Genomic DNA, 16247 nt, shown 5'->3' on the forward strand with positions numbered 1-16247 from the left:
AAAGTGCCCGAGAAGTCCCGAAAACCGGCTGGTTCACGACATGGAGTGAAATCTCCGGCGGCAGGACAACCGGACGGGCTTCCCGGAGCATTGCGGTCTGGACGAGGGGTGGAGGGGCGCGGTCGGCGGGGGCGGGGACAATGGGCGGATGGATGGTTACCGTTCCGGGTTCGCGTGCTTCGTCGGCCGTCCCAACGCCGGCAAGTCGACGTTGACCAACGCGCTGGTCGGCACCAAGGTCGCGATCACGTCGAGCAAGCCCCAGACCACTCGGCACACCATCCGCGGCATCGTGCACCGGGAGGACGGCCAGCTGATCCTGGTGGACACGCCCGGCCTGCACCGGCCCCGGACGTTGCTCGGCCAGCGGCTCAACGACCTCGTCCGGGAGACCTGGTCCGAGGTCGACATCGTCGGCTTCTGCGTGCCCGCCGACCAGAAGGTCGGGCCCGGCGACAAGTTCATCGCCGCCGAGCTGGAGAAGATCGCCAAGCGGACCCCGGTGATCGGCATCGTCACCAAGACGGACCTGGTGAGCCAGCAGCAGGTGGCCGAGCAGCTGCTGGCCTTGCAGAACATCATGGAGTTCGCCGAGTTCATCCCGGTGTCCGCGCAGAACGGCTACCAGGTCGACACGCTCGCCGACCTGCTGCTGCGGAAGCTCCCCGAGGGGCCGCCGCTCTACCCGGACGGCGAGCTCACCGACGAGCCCGAGCAGACCCTGGTCGCCGAGCTGATCCGGGAGGCCGCGCTGGAGGGCGTCCGCGACGAGCTGCCGCACTCGATCGCGGTCGTCGTGGAGGAGATGCTGCCCCGCGAAGGCCGCGACGACCTGGTGGACGTGCACGCCAACGTCTTCGTCGAGCGCGCCAGCCAGAAGGCGATCATCCTGGGCCACCGCGGCGAACGGCTCAAGCAGGTCGGCATCACCGCGCGCCGGCACATCGAGAAGCTGCTGGGCACCCGCGTCTACCTGGACCTGCACATCAAGATCGCCAAAGACTGGCAGCGCGACCCCAAGCAGCTCCGTAGACTGGGCTTCTGACCGCCGAAGCTTCCGACCGCCGAGAGCGACCGGGGTGGCGACAGCGACTGGGGTAGCGAACAGACCATGGCGAACCTGTACCGGGACACGGGGGTCGTCCTCCGGGTGCAGAAGCTCGGTGAGGCCGACCGCATCATCACGCTGCTGACCCAGAAGCACGGCAAGGTGCGGGCCGTCGCGAAGGGCGTCCGGCGCACCTCGTCCCGGTTCGGCGCACGGCTGGAGCCGTTCGGGCACGTGGACGTCCAGTTCTACCCCGGCCGTTCGCTGGACGTCGTCACGCAGGTGCAGACGCTGGACGCGTTCGGCGTCGACCTGGTGGACGACTACCAGCGCTACACGGCCGCGTGCGCCGTCCTGGAGACCGCCGACCGGCTCACCGCCGAGGAAGGCGAGCCGGTGCTGCGCCTCTACCTGCTGGTGACCGGCGCGCTGCGGGCCCTCGCCGCCAAGGAACGCGACCCCTCGCTCATCCTCGACGCGTTCTTCATGCGCGCCATGGCGTTCGCGGGCTGGGCGCCGGCCGTCGACGAGTGCGCCCGCTGCGGCGATCCGGGTCCGCACAAGGCGTTCAACGTCCACGCGGGCGGCCTGGTGTGCCACAACTGCCGCCCGCCGGGCAGCTCGACGCCCAATGTGGACACGCTCCGGCTGCTCACCGCGCTGCTGCACGGCAACTGGGACGTCGTGGACGGCATCCCGAACGCGCCCCGCCGCGAGGCCAGCGGCCTGGTCGCCGCGCACCTCCAGTGGCACCTCGAACGCCGGCTCAGGTCGCTGCCGTTGGTCGAGCGCAAGGCACCCTTGGCGGACGGATAGAGTCGCCAGCCGCGACCGGCGGGACAGCGCGGAGTCCTGCCCGCACAGGGGCGACCGCGCACCGACCCTCCACACGAGACCGCCGCACAGACCGAGAATCCCGCACCGACCTCCGAGAGGACCGCCATGCTTCGCCGAAGGCGGGCCGAACGCGTCAAGCGCGTTGCCCGACCCCCGGAACCGCACCCCTCCGGCGCCGTCCCGCCCGCGATCCCGGCCGACCTCGTGCCCAAGCACATCGCGATCGTCATGGACGGCAACGGCCGGTGGGCCAACCAGCGCGGGCTGTCCCGCATCGAGGGGCACAAGCGCGGCGAGGCCGTCGTCGTGGAGGCGGCCAAGGGCGCGATCGAGCTGGGCGTGAAGTGGCTGTCGCTGTACGCGTTCTCCACCGAGAACTGGCGGCGCAGTCCCGACGAGGTCCGCTTCCTGATGGGCTTCAGCCGCGACGTCATCCACCACCGCACGGACGAGCTGGACGAGCTGGGCGTCCGGGTGCGCTGGGCGGGCCGCCGGCCGAGGCTGTGGCGCAGCGTCATCAAGGAGCTGGAGGTCGCCGAGGAGCGCACCCGCGACAACACGGTGCTGAACCTGGCGATGTGCATCAACTACGGCGGACGGGCCGAGGTCGGCGACGCCGCGCGGGAGATCGCCCGGCTCGCCGCCGCCGGGCGGATCAACCCGGAGAAGGTGGACGAGCGGACGCTCGCCAAGTACCTGTACCAGCCGGACATGCCGGACGTCGACCTGTTCATCCGCCCGTCGGGGGAGCAGCGCACGTCGAACTTCCTGCTGTGGCAGTCGGCTTACGCGGAGCTGGTGTTCCAGGACATCCTGTGGCCGGACTTCGACCGGCTGGACCTGTGGCGGGCGTGCGAGGTGTTCGCCCGGCGCGACCGGCGCTTCGGCGGCGCCGTGGACAAGCCCGACGAACCGCTGTTCGACGAGTCCACCGCCGACGAGTCCACCGCCGACGAACCCGCGGCCCACGAACCCACGGCAGGCAGGCCCGCGACCGACGAGCCCGCCGAAGGCCGGCCCGCCCACGACCACGAGGAGACCCGGTGACCGAGGACGAGGACGCCGCGGTGACGGCGCAGCTGCTCACCGCCGCCCGCGAGGCGCTGGAGCTGTTCCACGAGGTGCACGTGGACGACGACGGCGCGTTGAGCTTCCGGCACGGCGAGGTGCCGTGCGCGGTGCAGGCGATGCGGCTTGCCGAAGGCCTGACCGTGCTGAGCTTGACGTGCGTGGTGGCGTGGGATCTGCCCGAGGACCCGAAGCTGGCCGTCTCGTCCGCTGAACGGGCAGGTCAGGGCCTGTTCGGCACGTTGGGCGTGGTGCACACCGAACGCGGTATGGACGTCACCCTGCGGTACGCGTTCCCGGCCGAGGGTTTGCGCACGGAGCCGCTGAGCACTCTGCTCATGCTGGTGGTCTCGACGGCGTCGCAGCTGCGCACTGAGCTGCTGGCGAGTGCGGAAGGCGGTGCCTGATGGGTGGCGTGATCGTGTACGAGCCGGACGACGAGGCGGAGATCGAGGGGTTGCCGTGGGCGATCACCTTCGAGGCGTCGGCGGGCGAGGACTGGGACTCGTTCGTGTGCGGGCCGTACGAGCGCGACGAGGCGGTGGCGCTGGCCGAGTCGGTGATCCAGGAGGGCCGGGGCGTCACGGCCGTGGTGGAGCCGCTGCTGCCGGTGCGCAGCGCGATGGACGTGCTGTCCACGATCGACGAGCTCCGCGAAGAGGTCGAAGACCCGACGTAGGTCGGTTCGGCGGCGCGCGCGAACCCTGGCATCATCTCGAAAGTGACAATCACTGGCGAACTCCGGGGGTCACGCCCGCGCCGCACCCCGCCCCGCCTGCGGATCACCTCGCTGGAGGTGCTGTGCGTCCTGCTGGTGGTGGCCCTGGTCTTCCAGGACTGGCTGGTGGCCGCGCTGGACGTGCCGGTGCTGCGCACCGCGTCGACCGTGTTCGTGGCCGTCTGCGTGCAGGCGATGCCGTTCCTGGTGCTCGGTGTGCTGATCAGCGGGGCCATCGCGGCGTTCGTGCCCGCGAGCGCGTTGCGCCGGCTGCTGCCGAAGAAGACCGCGCTGGCGGTGCCCGTGGCGGGCGTGGCCGGTGTGGCGCTGCCGGGCTGCGAGTGCGCCTCGGTGCCGGTCGCGCGCCGGCTGATGCAGCAGGGCGTGGCTCCGGCGGTGGCGCTGTCGTTCCTGCTGGCCGCGCCGGCGGTTAACCCGATCGTGTTGGTTTCGACCGCCGTGGCGTTCCGGGACGCCCCGATGATGGTCCCGGCCCGGTTCGTCGGCTCGCTGCTCACCGCCGTCGTGATGGGCTGGCTGTGGACCCGGTTCGGCAAGTCCGAGTGGATCGCCGAACGCGCGCTGCGCCGGCTGCCGGACGACGACGGCAGGTCCCGGTGGGCGGTGTTCGCCGAGACCGCCCGGCACGACCTGGTGGAGGCGGGCGGGTTCCTGGTGCTGGGCGGCGTGTTCGCGGCGGCGTTCAACGTGCTGGTGCCGGCGGCGTGGATGGAGACCCTGGGCGCGCAGCTGGTGCTGGGCATCCTGGTGATGGCGCTGCTCGCGGTCGTGCTGGCGCTGTGCAGCGAGGCGGACGCGTTCGTCGCGGTCTCCATGTCCGCGCTGCCGCTGCTGCCGAGGCTGGTGTTCCTGGTGGTGGGCCCGGCGGTGGACGTGAAGCTGATCGCGTTGCAGGCGGGCGCGTTCGGCCGGTCGTTCGCGGCCCGGTTCGCGCCGATGACGTTCGTGGTGGCGATCCTGAGCGCCCTGGGGGCGGGAGCGGTGTTCCTATGAGGCGGGAAACGCAGAACATCCTGTTGGTGCTGCTGGGCGGCGCGCTGCTGAAGCTGGCGCTGACCGGCACGTACCTCCGGTACGTCAAGGAATCGCTCCAGCCGTGGCTGGTCGCGACCGGCGCGATCATGATCCTGCTGGCCGTGGTCGCGATCGTGAAGGACCTGAGCGACGGCCGGCGCGAAGAGGCCCAGGCCGGGTCGCACGCCGAGGCACACGCGGAGTCTCACGCCGCGTCGCACGCGGAGTCGCACGCGCAGGCACGTCCCGAGGGACACGTGGCGGCACCGGCGGCGGTCCACCACGACGGGCACGAGCACAGCTCACGCAGCCCGTGGATGCTCCTGCTGCCGGTGCTGGCGGTGTTCCTGATCAGCCCGCCCGCGCTGGGCGCGGACACGGTGAACCGCTCCGACCGCAACGCGGCGCAGCAGTCCAAGGCGGGCAGCGGGTTCGCACCGCTGCCGGACGACCGGGTGATCCCGCTGACCATCACCGAGTTCGTCACCCGCACCGCGTGGGACGACTCGGGGTCGCTGAACGACCGGACCGTCAAGCTCACCGGCTTCGTGGTGCGCAAGGAGCAGAACGTCTACCTCGCCCGGCTGACCATCTCGTGCTGCGCCGCCGACGCCGCGCCGGTGAAGGCGCTGATGGTGGGGCAGGACTTCAGCGCGCTGCCCACCGACCAGTGGGTGGAGGCCACTGGCCGGGTGGTGCCCGGCTCGGCGACCAAGGACACCGCGTACGTGCCCACGTTCACGGTCGGCGAGGTCACGCCGATCGTCCCGCCGGAGGACACCTACGAGGGCTGACCCGCGCTAGGCCGACTTCGAGCAGTCCGCGCAGGTGCCGAAGATCTCCACGGTGTGGCTGACCTCGGAGAACCCGTTCTCCGCAGCCACCCGGTCGGCCCACTTCTCCACCGCCGGGCCCTCCACCTCCACCGTGCGCCCGCAGTTGCGGCACACCAGGTGGTGATGGTGGTGGGCGGAGCAGCGGCGGTAGATGGCCTCGCCGGAGTCGGTGCGCAGCACGTCCACCTCGCCGGCGTCGGCCAGCGACTGGAGCGTCCGGTAGACCGTGGTCAGGCCGATGCCCTCGCCGCGCTTGCGCAACTCCTCGTGCAGCTCCTGCGCGGAGCGGAACTCGTCCAGCGAATCGAGCAGCTGGGACACCGCCGTGCGCTGCTTGGTGGACCGCAGTCCAGGCACAGCGGTGTTGGGGCGCTCGCTCGTAGTCACAGGTCCTCCGTTCCAAGTCCTCCGGAGTTGATACCACGCGGACCTTCTTCGACGTGCGTCACCGCGTCCACCACGATGTGCGCCAGGTGCTCGTCCACCAGCCGGTAGACCACCTCGCGCCCGTGCCGCTCGCCGTGCACCACGCCGGCCGCCTTCAGCACCCGCAGGTGCTGGCTGATCAGCGGCTGGGCCGCGCCCAGCGCCTCCACCAGCTCGTGCACGCAGCGGTCGGCCTCGCGCAGCTGGAGCACGATCGAGATCCGGACCGGTGCGGCCAGCGCCCGCAGCAGCTCCCCGGCGGCGGCCAGGGTGTGGGCGGGCCGGGGCGGAACCGGCTGCGCGCCGCCGCGAACGGGGGAGTGCACGTGCTCGCTCCGCACTTCGACCGTCACGGCGCCTCCAGGTGGTATGGATTTTCACCACCAATACTACGGTCAGAGCACCGAGACGGTGACGAGCACGAGCACCGCGAGCACCAGGACCCGCAGAACACGGGCGCTCGGCGCGAGGAACTGCCACGTGCTCGCGAGCAGCGCGGCGACCCCGAGCGCCAGCACCCCGAGCAACACCGCCCCGACCGTGCCCCGCAGCCACACCCCGGTCCCGAACAGCGCCAGGACCAGCAGGAACACCAGAGGGGCAGGCACCCGGGCCAACGGTCCGGCACCGGGGATCAGCGTCCGCTTCGAATCCGCCACCGTGGCATCCTTGCACCGTGCTCCTCGTGTGCCGGTTCACCGTCCCCGAATCCGACGTCGAGACGTTCACGGCGCGCACCACCAGGGCGCTGGAACTGCTCACCGCCCGACCGGGCTGCCGCCGGGCGGCGCTCAACCGGTCCACCGACGAGCCCGACCTGTTCGTGCTGACCGTCGAGTTCGACTCGGTCGTCGCCTACCGCCGCGCCCTGTCCCCGTTCGAGGTCCGCGAACACGTCGTCCCGCTGCTGTCCGAGGCCTCGGCCGAACCCGCCGCCTACGAACCGCTGCTGGTGGCCGGTGACGGGTCGGTGGAGAAGCTGACCAGCCTGGTGGCCCGGGACGCCGGCACCGTCCGGCTGGGCGAGGCGGCGGGTCCGACGACCCCGCGCTAGGTCCGGCGACGCCATCGGGTCTCGTCCTCCGAGCCGCTGCGGGCGCCTGCCCACCGTCCTCGCGGGAGCCGGCCGCCGGCCAGTTCCCGCAGCCGCGCCACCCGGTCCGGCGGCTGGTGCGCGTCCAGCAGCTCCAGCGCCCTGGTCGCCTGCGCCGCTGCCTCGGTCCGCCACCCCAGCGCCGCGTAGTCCTCGGCCAGCTCTTCGTGGAACCAGCCGTCCGGCGGACCGGCCGCGATCGCCCGCCCCATCAGCTCCGCGGCCTCGGCGGGACGGCCCAGCGCACGCAGCGTCTTCGCCACGGCGTACCGGGCGACCTCGATCTCGTGCACGTCCGCGGACGTCTCCTCCAGCGCCGCCAGAGCCGCCGTGAACGCCTCGAACGCCTCGGTGAACCGCCCGGCCCGGTGGTGTGCCCAACCCAGGTCGTTCCACAAGGGGGCGATCCAGCCCCGGACCCGCGGGTCGTCCGACGACGAAGCGACCTCGACACCGCGGGCCGTCCACACCTCGACGTCGTCCACCAGAGCCGCCATGTGCGCGGCGTCGGCGGCGAGGAAGGCGTCACCCAGGTGCACGGCCAGCACGAACGCCGCCACGAACAGCGGCAGGGCCTCGGCGGGCGCACCCGCCGACCGGAGCAGCCGGCCGCGTTCCAGGAACACCAGCACGCGACCCGCCGAGTCCGGATCGGCCAGCGCCTCGGCCTCCGCGAGCAGCCGGTGGCCCGCCACCGGGTCGCCGCGCAGCCCCTCGACCCGGGCCAGTCGGGTCAGCACCTCGGCCCGCCGGTCGTCGGGGAGCGGGTCCGCCAGCCGGGCGCGCAGGCGCGCCTCGGTGGTCGGCAGGTCGGCGAAGTCCCACCTCACGCGCAGCTCGTCCGCCATCCCCGCAGGGTAGGCACAGTTCCGCCGTGGTCGCCCGATGGCGCCGCCGCGCCGAGGACTACTCTGGCAAGCCCGTTTGTTCGCCCCTCCGATGGAGTGTCCGTGGCAGCCGATCGCATCGAGACCGTCGTCAGCCTGTGCAAGCGCCGTGGGTTCGTCTACCCGTGCGGCGAGATCTACGGGGGCACCAGGTCGGCGTGGGACTACGGCCCGCTGGGTGTCGAGCTCAAGGACAACATCAAGCGCCAGTGGTGGAACTTCATGGTCCGCGGCCGTGAGGACGTGGTGGGCCTGGACTCGTCGGTGATCCTGCCGCGCGAGGTGTGGGTCGCGTCCGGGCACGTGGAGGCGTTCGTCGACCCGCTGGTCGAGTGCAACTCGTGCCACAAGCGGTTCCGGCAGGACACGCTGTCCGAGGAGTACGCCGAGCGCACCGGCAAGGACGTCGCCGAGGGCGACGTGTCGGACGTGCCGTGCCCGAACTGCGGCACCCGCGGCCAGTACACCGAGCCGAAGATGTTCAACGGCCTGCTCAAGACCCACCTCGGCCCGGTGGAGACCGACGAGGGCCTGCACTACCTGCGCCCGGAGACCGCGCAGGGCATCTTCACCAACTTCCTGAACGTGCAGACCACGTCCCGGCGCAAGCCGCCGTTCGGCATCGGCCAGATCGGCAAGAGCTTCCGCAACGAGATCACGCCCGGCAACTTCATCTTCCGGACCCGCGAGTTCGAGCAGATGGAGATGGAGTTCTTCGTCGAGCCCGGCACCGACGAGGAATGGCACCAGTACTGGATCGACGAGCGCACCCGCTGGTACGACGAGCTGGGCATCTCCAAGGAGAACCTGCGGCACTACGAGCACCCCAAGGAGAAGCTGTCGCACTACTCGAAGCGGACCGTCGACATCGAGTACCGCTTCCGGTTCGGCGGCCAGGAGTGGGGTGAGCTCGAAGGCATCGCGAACCGCACCGACTTCGACCTGAACACCCACTCCAACCACTCGGGTGTCGACCTGTCGTACTTCGACCAGGCCACCAACTCCCGCTACCGGCCGTTCGTGATCGAGCCCGCCGCGGGTGTCGGCCGGCCGATGATGGCGTTCCTGCTGGAGGCCTACACCGAGGACGAGGCGCCCAACGCCAAGGGCGGCGTGGACAAGCGGGTGGTGCTCCGGCTGGACCGCAGGCTGGCCCCGGTGAAGGCCGCGGTGCTGCCGCTGTCCCGCAACGCCGACCTCTCGCCCAAGGCGAAGGACCTGGCCAACGCGCTGCGCAAGCACTGGAACATCGAGTTCGACGACGCCGGCGCGATCGGCCGCCGCTACCGCCGCCAGGACGAGATCGGCACGCCGTTCTGCGTGACCGTCGACTTCGACACGCTGACCGACCACGCGGTGACGGTCCGGGAACGCGACACCATGTCGCAGGAGCGGGTGTCGATGGACCAGCTGGAGGGCTACCTGGCCGCCCGCCTGATCGGCGCCTGAGGCGTGCTGCGCCCCGACCCCGTCCTGCTGCGCGAACTGGTGGAGACGGGGTCGGCGATCGCGGTCCGACCGGGTCTCGGCAGGTCCGAGGAGGCGATCCGGGCGGCGGAGTCCGCGGTGGGGCCGCTGCCGGCGTCGTACCGGTGGTGGCTGGCGACCTACGGCGTCGGTGAGGTCGGCGGTGTGCCGATCGCGACGGTCGACCCGGACGGCGCCGCCGCCCCGGCCGGGTACGCCGACGCGCCCGAGGCCGTCACGGGCGGTCTCGACGGTGATCGGCTGCGGTTCTGCGAGGAGCCGGGCGGCGACGACTACTCCTTCGCGCTCGACCGCCGGGAGGGCGAGGAGTGCCCGGTGGTCCGCCGGGACCACCTGACCGGCGAAGAGGAGCAGTTCGCGGAGACCTTCGCGGGCTTCCTCGGTGTGCGGGAGGCGCTGGCCGCCGGGCTGCGCGACGGCCCCAACCCGACCATCGCGCGCCTCTGGCGCACCACACCGGGCATGCTGCTGCCCGACGGCGTGCTGGTGTACGGACCGCAGACGATCCGCGAGCGCAACGAGACCTACGAGGTGGGCGAGTACGCGCCGCACTGGGTGCTCGTGGGTGACGACAGCGGGGGCAACGGGTTGTTCATGCGCCACCACGGCCGCGACCGGACGTCGGTGTACGCGCTCGGTCTGGGTGCGATCGAGGCGGACGTCGAGCACGCCGGCGAGCCGGTGACCGACGACCTGATCGGCTGGCTCGCCGACCGGGCCTGACCCCGGATCGCCGCGGTGGCCGCTCAGCCGGTCCGGGCCCCGCTGTCAGGCGGACGTGCGGTACTCGGACGGGCTGACGCCGCGCACCCGCTTGAACGCGGTGCTCAGCGCGAACGGAGTGCTGTAGCCGACCTGCCGGGCCACGGCGGCGACCGTGGCGGACGGTTCGCGCAGCAGGTCGGCCGCGAGGGTCAGCCGCCAGTCCGTCAGGTACGCCATCGGGGGCTCGCCGACCAGGTCGGTGAACCGCCGGGCCAGCGCGGCACGGGACACGCCGGTCGCGGCGGCCAGCGACGCCACGGTCCACTGCCGCGCCGGGTCGCCGTGCAGCAGGCGCAGGGCACGTCCCACGACGGGGTCGCCGTGCGCGCGGTACCAGCCCGGGGCGTCCGCCTCGGGGCGGCAGAACCACGACCGCAGCACGGAGATGAGCAGCAGGTCGAGCAGGCGGTCCAGGACGGCCTCCTGACCCGGCTCGTCCCGGGCGATCTCGGCCGCCAGCAGCGGGACCAGGGGCAGGTCCGACCGCGGCACCACCAGCAGCGGCGGCAGCACGGACAGCAGGCGCCGGCTCACCTCGCCGTCGAGCTGGTACGTGCCCGACAGCAGCACCACCGAGCCGTCCGGGTTGCCGCCCCACGTCCGCACGCCCAGGTCCCACACGTCGCACAGCGCCGAGCCGTCCGGGGTGGTGCTGACCTCGCCGGAGTGGACCACGGCCTGCGGCGGGGTCGCCGGGTCGTCGGCCAGGGTGTACGGGTCGGGTCCGCGCAGCACGGCCACGTCGCCCGCGCGCAGCGGCACCGGGTCGCCGGTGTGGGGCAGCACCCAGCCGTCGCCGCGCACGAGCGCCACCACCGACAGCGGGGCGCGGTCTTCGATGCGCAGGGACCACGGCGGGTCCAGCACGGTGCGCAGGAGGAACGCCCCGCGTGCGCGGGGACCGTCCAGGAGACCGGCGAGAGCGTCCACGGCGCCGAGCCTAGAGACGATCGGACATGGGATCGAGCCCCCGGGCCATGGAAAGTCCCACCCGCGTGAACTTGACTGGGTCCATGTTCCTCACGTTGACGATCGTCGCGGCCGTCGGCTGCGGCCTGATGGCAGGCGTCTTCTTCGCGTTCTCGGCGATGGTCATGCCCGGTCTGCGCCGGGCGGCGCCCGCCGAGGGCATCGCGGCCATGCGGGCGATCAACATCGCCGTGGTCAACCCGGCGTTCCTCACCCTGTTCCTCGGCACGGCGGTGGTGTCCGTGGCCGCCGCGTTCGGCGGGACGACGGCGGGGTGGATCGGCGCGGCGCTGTACGTGCTGGGAGGCATCGTGCTCACCGCCGCATACCACATTCCGCGCAACAATGCTTTGGAGCGACGGGGCACGCCCGAGTACTGGGCGCGTTACGTGCGCGAATGGGTGCCGGGCAATCACGTGCGCGCCCTCGCATGTGTCGGTGCGGCGGTCGCCTTCACACTGGCGGCAACCTCGATGTAACCCGAAGTCCTTGTCACACTGAGTGACATTCACCATTCTGGATGACGTTGCTCACGCACAAACGGGTGAATATCGGCTCGAAGTAAACGGCGGCGCTTCACCATTAACCCTGACGTCACCCCGCGCTGTGAAACTGGAACCACAAGCGCGACTCATCGGGGGTGTCATGGCGCGTTTCGCGGTCACCGCAGTGCTGCTGGCGCTCGTCGCCGTGCTCACCCCGTCGTCGTCCGGTGCGGATCCCGTCTCCGCGATCGCGGTGGCCGGCCACCGGACGGCCGCGCTCGCCGAGGCGCTGTCCGAGGAGGACCCCAACCGGGAGTGCCGCAAGGGCCCGGAACCGCGCGCGTTCTCCGCCGCCACCCAGCGGTCCCGCCACCACCGCAACGCCGACCGGGTCGACCGGTCGGCGGGTGCGGGCGTGGCCCTGCCCGCACCCGAGCCGGTGCCGCTCGCCGCGGCCACCGACCACCTGCGCACCCGGCGGACACCCTCCGCGCTCCAGGTGTTCCGGAACTGATCCGCGCCGCTGTGCCACAACCGCATCCTCGCCACTACTGACCTGTGGGGAAATCCGATGGAATTCCGTCACCTAGTTCAGCACGCCCGGACGCATTCGCAGCGGCGCTCACCGGAAACGGGGCGCCGGCTCGCGGCCGGCCAGTCACCGACCGCCCTGTTCATCACCTGCGCCGATTCCCGCATCGTGCCCGCCGCCATCACCGGCGCGGAACCTGGCAGCCTGTTCGAGCTGCGCACGGCGGGCAACGTGATACCCGCGTTCACCCACCATTCGGCCTCCAGCGAGATGGCCACCATCGAATTCGCGGTGGTGCAGCTCGGCGTCTCCGAAATCGTCGTGTGCGGGCATTCCCACTGCGGCGCGGTGCGCGCCCTGCACGGCGGGCGGCCGGCACTCGACCACCTGCCGACCATGCTGCGCTGGCTCGCCACGCACGCCCCGTTCCGCACCACCGCGCCCACCGAACCGGGGATGCGCGCCGAGGGCCAGGAGCACGTGCTGGCCCAGCTGCGCGCCCTGGAGGGCTACCCGTTCGTGCGGGACCGGGTCGCCGCCGGCGACCTGCGCACGCACGGTTGGTTCTACGACATCGAGTCCGGCGAGGTGTCGGCGTTCGCCGCCGACCGCTTCCAGCCGCTCTAGGAGCTTGGCGTGACCATGCACATCGAAGAAGAACCCGTGTCCCGCTCGCCAGGCGGCGGGACCTCCTACTGGCCCGACGTCAGGGCGTCGCTGGTGGTGTTCCTGGTGGCGCTGCCGCTGTGCGTCGGCGTCGCGGTCGCCTCCGGCGTGCCCGCCGAACTGGGCATCATCACCGGCGTGGTCGGCGGTCTCGTCGCCGGCCTGCTGCCCGGCAGCTCGCTCCAGGTCAGCGGGCCCGCCGCCGGGCTGACCGTGCTGGTCGCCGACGCGGTGGCCGCGCACGGCATCGGCGCGCTGGGCGTCATCGTGCTCGGCGCGGGGCTGCTCCAGGTCCTGATGGGGCTGCTCCGGCTCGGCCGCTGGTTCCGCGCCATCTCGCCCGCCGTGGTGCAGGGCATGCTCGCGGGCATCGGCCTGGTGCTGGTGCTCGGGCAGCTGTACCCGTTCGCCGGCCGGGAGTCGCCCGCCACCACCGGCGAGAAGGTGGCCGGCCTGCCCGGCCTGGTCGTCGACGCGGTGAGCAGCCCGGCCGGGGTCGGCCTCGGGCTGCTCACGCTGGCGGTCGCCGCGCTGTGGAACCGGTCCAGGCTGAAGGTCGTGCCCGGTGTCCTGGTCGCGGTGGTGGTGGCCAGCGCGATCGGGCTGCTGCTGCCGCTGCCGCGCATCCGGGTCGGTCCGCTCACCGACGCGGTGACGGTGGTCGACCTCAACCTGGTCGACGCGGGCGTGTTGGGTGCCGTCGTGACGTTCGCGCTGGTCGCGTCGGCGGAGAGCCTGTTCAGCGCGGCCGCCGTGGACCGGATGCACAACGGGCCGCGCACCCGGTACGACCAGGAGCTGGTCGCCCAGGGCGTCGGCAACGCGGTGTGCGGCGTGCTCGGTGCGCTGCCGATGACGGCGGTGATCGTGCGCAGCGCGACGAACGTCCGGGCGGGTGCGCGCACCAAGGCGTCCCGGGTGCTGCACGGCGTGTGGCTGCTGGTGTTCGTCGTGGCGCTGCCGGGCGTGCTGTCGTACGTGCCGCTGGCGGTGCTGGCGGCGATCCTGGTGCAGGCCGGGTGGAAGCTGCTGGAGCCGCGGCGGGTGCTCGCCCTGATCCGGACGGATCGGGCGGAGAGCGTGGTGCTGCTGCTCACCGCCGGGCTGATCGTGACGACGGACCTGCTCACCGGCACGTTGGTCGGCCTGCTGGCCGCCGTGGTGAAGACGGCGTGGGACGTGTCGCGGTTGTCGGTCACGGTGACGCCCGACGGGCAGGAGCACGAGCACGTGACGCTGCGGGGCAACGCCACGTTCCTGCGGCTGCCCCGGTTGCTGGAGGCGTTGGAGTCGCTGCCGGTGACCAAGCACGTGCGGGTCGACCTGAGCGGGTTGCGGCACCTGGACCAGGCGTGCCGGCAGGCGATCGAGCAGTGGGCCGACGCCCACCGGACCGCGGGGCGCACGGTGGACCTGATCCGGCCGGCTTCCGGCTGACGCCGGTCGAAGTGCGGCCGGCCGAAGCAGAACCGGCCGAATCGGGGTAGGACCGGTCGTAGTGGAGCCGGCCGTAGTGGAGCCGTCGGAACCGAGGTCGGCTCTCGCTGCGGTCGGTCGAGCCCGCGGGTCGGTCGACGGGCTCGGGCCGGCGTGCCGGGGGCTTCGGGGTGCGAACTCCGAGGGCGCCCGGTGCGCCGGCTCGTCCGGTCCGGCGGTCCGGGGCCTTCGCGGGCCTCAGCCCGGTGTGGTCAGCGCGGTCAGCAGGCTCCAGCTGACGTCGGTCAGGCGGTCGCGGGCCTCGTCGGTGGTCACGCCGCTCTGCACGGACAGCAGGGCGACGGCGTAGCGGTTCGCGGCGACGCCCGCGCTGTGCAAATAAAGGTCGGCGGGCTGGTACCACATCCAGCCCTGCTTGGCGTACGCGCCGAGACCCGGGGACTGCAGGCCGAACGCCTGGTCGAAGCCGTCCGCGGCGGTCGGCGGGGCGCCGGACAGGGCGTCCACCACGAAGTCGCGGTCCTCCGCCGGGAGCCTGGTCAGGATGTACTGGTAGAGGCGGGTCAGGTCGTCCGCCGACATCGTGACGTCGCCCCACTGGGAGGTGTCGTCCGGTGCGTGCGTGCCGGCCAGCCCCACCAGCTCGGACACCCGGCCCACCGCGCCGAAGCCGTCGTGGGCGGCCCACAGGGCGTTCATGGCGTCGTCGTCACTGGCGCTGAGCGCCCGGTGCAGGCGCTTGCGGTCACCGTCGTCGATGTGGCCGTCGTGGAGCATGTCCACGGCGACGATCAGCTTGCTCAGGGACGCGGTGTGGAACGGCACGTCGTCCTGGTAGCCCGCACGTGCGCCGGTTGCCAGGTCGAGCACGGACACGGCGAGATAGGTGTCCGTGGCCTTGCCGATGGCCCGCGCGATCGCCGCGGAGAGGTTCGGGGCCGGAGAACCGGCGGCGGGGGCCTTGGGTGCGGTCGGCGCAGAGGTCGTCGGCTTGGAGCCGGTGGGTTTGGACCCGGTGGGTTTGGCCGCGTCGGGATCGGACGCCTTGGGTCCGGCGGAGGTGGGCGGGGCGGCTGCGGCCTCGGAGGCGCGTGGGGCGGCCGGCCTCGGGGTGTTCGCCGGGGAGGTGGGGCCGGAGGCGCTGCCGGGAGCGGCGGAGCAGGCGGTGGCGGCTGACAGGACGATCACCACTGCTGCCCACCGGAGTTTTCCCACGTTTCCACAATTCTGTTCAGAGGCGCCGGATGTCGAGCGTTTCCTCCTGTGCGGTTCCTGAAGACTCGTCGCGTCGCACGACGTAGGCCCCGCCGCTTCGGCGTTCCGAAACGGCTTCGACCAGATCCGTGCCCCGGTACAGCAGTCCGGTGCCGTCGTCGGTGCAGTAGGTCAGCGGCAGCACCCCGCTCTCCACAGCGGCGTGGATGGCGGGCCGCCGCTGCGCCTCGGAGTCGTAGTGCACGCCGTTCCCGTACGGCAGCAGCGCGAGGCCGTTGGTGACGACGCGCAGTTCGGGCCCGAACGAGTCGGTGGCGCCGCCCACGTGGAAGCAGATCGACCCGGCCGACACCCCGCCCAGCACCACGCCCGCTTCCCACGCCGCGCGCATCGCCTTGCCGACGTCGTGCACGTCCCACACGGCCAGCAGGTTGGCCACGCTGCCGCCGCCGACCCACACCACGTCGTGCTCCAGCAGGAAACCGGGGATGTCGGTGGTGGGCGGCATCGTGAACAGGTTGAGGTGGCTGACTTCCCAGCCCGCCAGCCGACCCGCCTCGTCCAGGTCGGCGTTGAACGACCGCTGGTCCCCGTTGGCGGTGCCGAGGTGGCACAGCCGGGGCCTGGTCGAGCCGGACAGCTCGACCGCGTGGTGGACCAGCTTGTGGAACTCCAGGTTGGTGCGGAGACCGACCTTGAAACCACCGGACGTGGCCAGGATCGTGGGCTGCTCTGCGGGCAT

Annotated in this window: 21 protein-coding genes; 14 read left to right on the plus strand and 7 right to left on the minus strand. The window is 72.0% G+C overall.

All coding sequences use genetic code 11. The features are described 5' to 3' along the window. The first annotated feature begins 148 nt into the window (after positions 1 to 148). The 7 genes from era (at position 149) to FHS29_RS21715 (ending at position 5500) form a co-directional block, all read left to right on the plus strand. Positions 149 to 1045, plus strand: coding sequence for a GTPase Era (gene era / locus FHS29_RS21685; protein ID WP_184693139.1), 897 nt, complete (start codon positions 149 to 151; stop codon positions 1043 to 1045). A 66-nt stretch (positions 1046 to 1111) separates the two neighbouring features. After that, positions 1112 to 1864 (plus strand): DNA repair protein RecO, encoded by a 753-nt coding sequence (gene recO, locus FHS29_RS21690; protein ID WP_184693141.1) that lies wholly within the window; start codon positions 1112 to 1114, stop codon positions 1862 to 1864. Between the two features lie 126 nt (positions 1865 to 1990). Then, the gene (locus FHS29_RS21695) at positions 1991 to 2932 is read left to right on the plus strand and encodes an isoprenyl transferase (RefSeq protein ID WP_246440625.1); all 942 of its coding nucleotides are present in this window, start codon (positions 1991 to 1993) and stop codon (positions 2930 to 2932) included. After that, on the plus strand, positions 2929 to 3360 hold the full coding sequence (locus FHS29_RS21700; protein WP_312865033.1) for a hypothetical protein: 432 nt from the start codon (positions 2929 to 2931) through the stop codon (positions 3358 to 3360). Before FHS29_RS21695 ends, FHS29_RS21700 begins: the two co-directional genes overlap by 4 nt. Continuing rightward, entirely contained in the window at positions 3360 to 3632 is a 273-nt protein-coding gene (locus FHS29_RS21705) for a hypothetical protein (protein WP_184693143.1), read from the plus strand. The genes FHS29_RS21700 and FHS29_RS21705 overlap by 1 nt, the downstream gene beginning before the upstream one ends. Positions 3633 to 3674: 42 nt before the next feature. After that, the gene (locus FHS29_RS21710) at positions 3675 to 4685 is read left to right on the plus strand and encodes a permease (RefSeq protein ID WP_184693145.1); all 1011 of its coding nucleotides are present in this window, start codon (positions 3675 to 3677) and stop codon (positions 4683 to 4685) included. Then, positions 4682 to 5500 (plus strand): TIGR03943 family putative permease subunit, encoded by an 819-nt coding sequence (locus tag FHS29_RS21715; RefSeq protein ID WP_184693147.1) that lies wholly within the window; start codon positions 4682 to 4684, stop codon positions 5498 to 5500. Before FHS29_RS21710 ends, FHS29_RS21715 begins: the two co-directional genes overlap by 4 nt. Before the next feature lie 6 nt (positions 5501 to 5506). On the opposite strand, the gene FHS29_RS21720 is transcribed toward FHS29_RS21715, so the two are convergent. Genes FHS29_RS21720 through FHS29_RS21730 form a run of 3 tightly spaced genes read right to left on the minus strand, consistent with a single transcriptional unit; the run spans position 5507 to position 6627 of the window. Beyond that, positions 5507 to 5929 (minus strand): Fur family transcriptional regulator, encoded by a 423-nt coding sequence (locus tag FHS29_RS21720; RefSeq protein WP_184693149.1) that lies wholly within the window; start codon positions 5927 to 5929, stop codon positions 5507 to 5509. Next, the gene (locus FHS29_RS21725; protein WP_184693151.1) at positions 5926 to 6321 is read right to left on the minus strand and encodes an ArsR/SmtB family transcription factor; all 396 of its coding nucleotides are present in this window, start codon (positions 6319 to 6321) and stop codon (positions 5926 to 5928) included. Before FHS29_RS21725 ends, FHS29_RS21720 begins: the two co-directional genes overlap by 4 nt. Before the next feature lie 42 nt (positions 6322 to 6363). Continuing rightward, entirely contained in the window at positions 6364 to 6627 is a 264-nt protein-coding gene (locus tag FHS29_RS21730) for a hypothetical protein (RefSeq protein ID WP_184693153.1), read from the minus strand. Between the two features lie 17 nt (positions 6628 to 6644). Here FHS29_RS21730 and FHS29_RS21735 point away from each other — a divergent pair, with 17 nt between their 5' ends. After that, positions 6645 to 7022, plus strand: a complete 378-nt coding sequence (locus FHS29_RS21735) for an antibiotic biosynthesis monooxygenase family protein (RefSeq protein WP_184693155.1) — start codon at positions 6645 to 6647, stop codon at positions 7020 to 7022. On the opposite strand, the gene FHS29_RS21740 is transcribed toward FHS29_RS21735, so the two are convergent. Then, positions 7019 to 7909: a tetratricopeptide repeat protein gene (locus tag FHS29_RS21740; RefSeq protein ID WP_184693156.1), complete on the minus strand. Its 891-nt coding sequence runs from the start codon at positions 7907 to 7909 to the stop codon at positions 7019 to 7021. The two genes, FHS29_RS21735 and FHS29_RS21740, sit on opposite strands and share 4 nt — an antisense overlap. Positions 7910 to 8011: 102 nt before the next feature. On the opposite strand from FHS29_RS21740, the gene FHS29_RS21745 reads away from it, so the two are divergent. Both FHS29_RS21745 and FHS29_RS21750 read left to right on the plus strand, forming a co-directional pair. Beyond that, complete coding sequence (locus FHS29_RS21745) at positions 8012 to 9397, plus strand: glycine--tRNA ligase (protein WP_184693159.1); 1386 nt, start codon at positions 8012 to 8014, stop codon at positions 9395 to 9397. 3 nt (positions 9398 to 9400) lie between these two features. Then, a complete protein-coding gene (locus FHS29_RS21750; RefSeq protein WP_312865034.1) occupies positions 9401 to 10159 on the plus strand; it encodes an SMI1/KNR4 family protein in 759 nt (252 codons plus the stop codon). 45 nt (positions 10160 to 10204) lie between these two features. Here FHS29_RS21750 and FHS29_RS21755 read toward each other — a convergent pair whose 3' ends face one another. Next, complete coding sequence (locus FHS29_RS21755; protein WP_184693160.1) at positions 10205 to 11131, minus strand: AraC family transcriptional regulator; 927 nt, start codon at positions 11129 to 11131, stop codon at positions 10205 to 10207. Between the two features lie 83 nt (positions 11132 to 11214). Here FHS29_RS21755 and FHS29_RS21760 point away from each other — a divergent pair, with 83 nt between their 5' ends. From FHS29_RS21760 to FHS29_RS21775, 4 genes are all read left to right on the plus strand, one after another. Continuing rightward, positions 11215 to 11649, plus strand: coding sequence for an anthrone oxygenase family protein (locus FHS29_RS21760; RefSeq protein ID WP_184693163.1), 435 nt, complete (start codon positions 11215 to 11217; stop codon positions 11647 to 11649). 166 nt (positions 11650 to 11815) lie between these two features. Further along, positions 11816 to 12169, plus strand: a complete 354-nt coding sequence (locus FHS29_RS21765; protein ID WP_184693165.1) for a hypothetical protein — start codon at positions 11816 to 11818, stop codon at positions 12167 to 12169. A 57-nt stretch (positions 12170 to 12226) separates the two neighbouring features. Then, positions 12227 to 12814 (plus strand): carbonic anhydrase, encoded by a 588-nt coding sequence (locus tag FHS29_RS21770; protein WP_184693166.1) that lies wholly within the window; start codon positions 12227 to 12229, stop codon positions 12812 to 12814. 15 nt (positions 12815 to 12829) lie between these two features. After that, a complete protein-coding gene (locus FHS29_RS21775) occupies positions 12830 to 14290 on the plus strand; it encodes a SulP family inorganic anion transporter (protein WP_184693388.1) in 1461 nt (486 codons plus the stop codon). Positions 14291 to 14527: 237 nt separating this feature from the next. On the opposite strand, the gene FHS29_RS21780 is transcribed toward FHS29_RS21775, so the two are convergent. Both FHS29_RS21780 and FHS29_RS21785 read right to left on the minus strand, forming a co-directional pair. Next, positions 14528 to 15478 (minus strand): serine hydrolase, encoded by a 951-nt coding sequence (locus FHS29_RS21780; protein ID WP_184693168.1) that lies wholly within the window; start codon positions 15476 to 15478, stop codon positions 14528 to 14530. 43 nt (positions 15479 to 15521) lie between these two features. After that, complete coding sequence (locus FHS29_RS21785; RefSeq protein WP_184693171.1) at positions 15522 to 16247, minus strand: Type 1 glutamine amidotransferase-like domain-containing protein; 726 nt, start codon at positions 16245 to 16247, stop codon at positions 15522 to 15524.

Origin of the sequence: Saccharothrix tamanrassetensis (genome assembly GCF_014203665.1) — a bacterium.
GTDB lineage: Bacteria > Actinomycetota > Actinomycetes > Mycobacteriales > Pseudonocardiaceae > Actinosynnema > Actinosynnema tamanrassetense.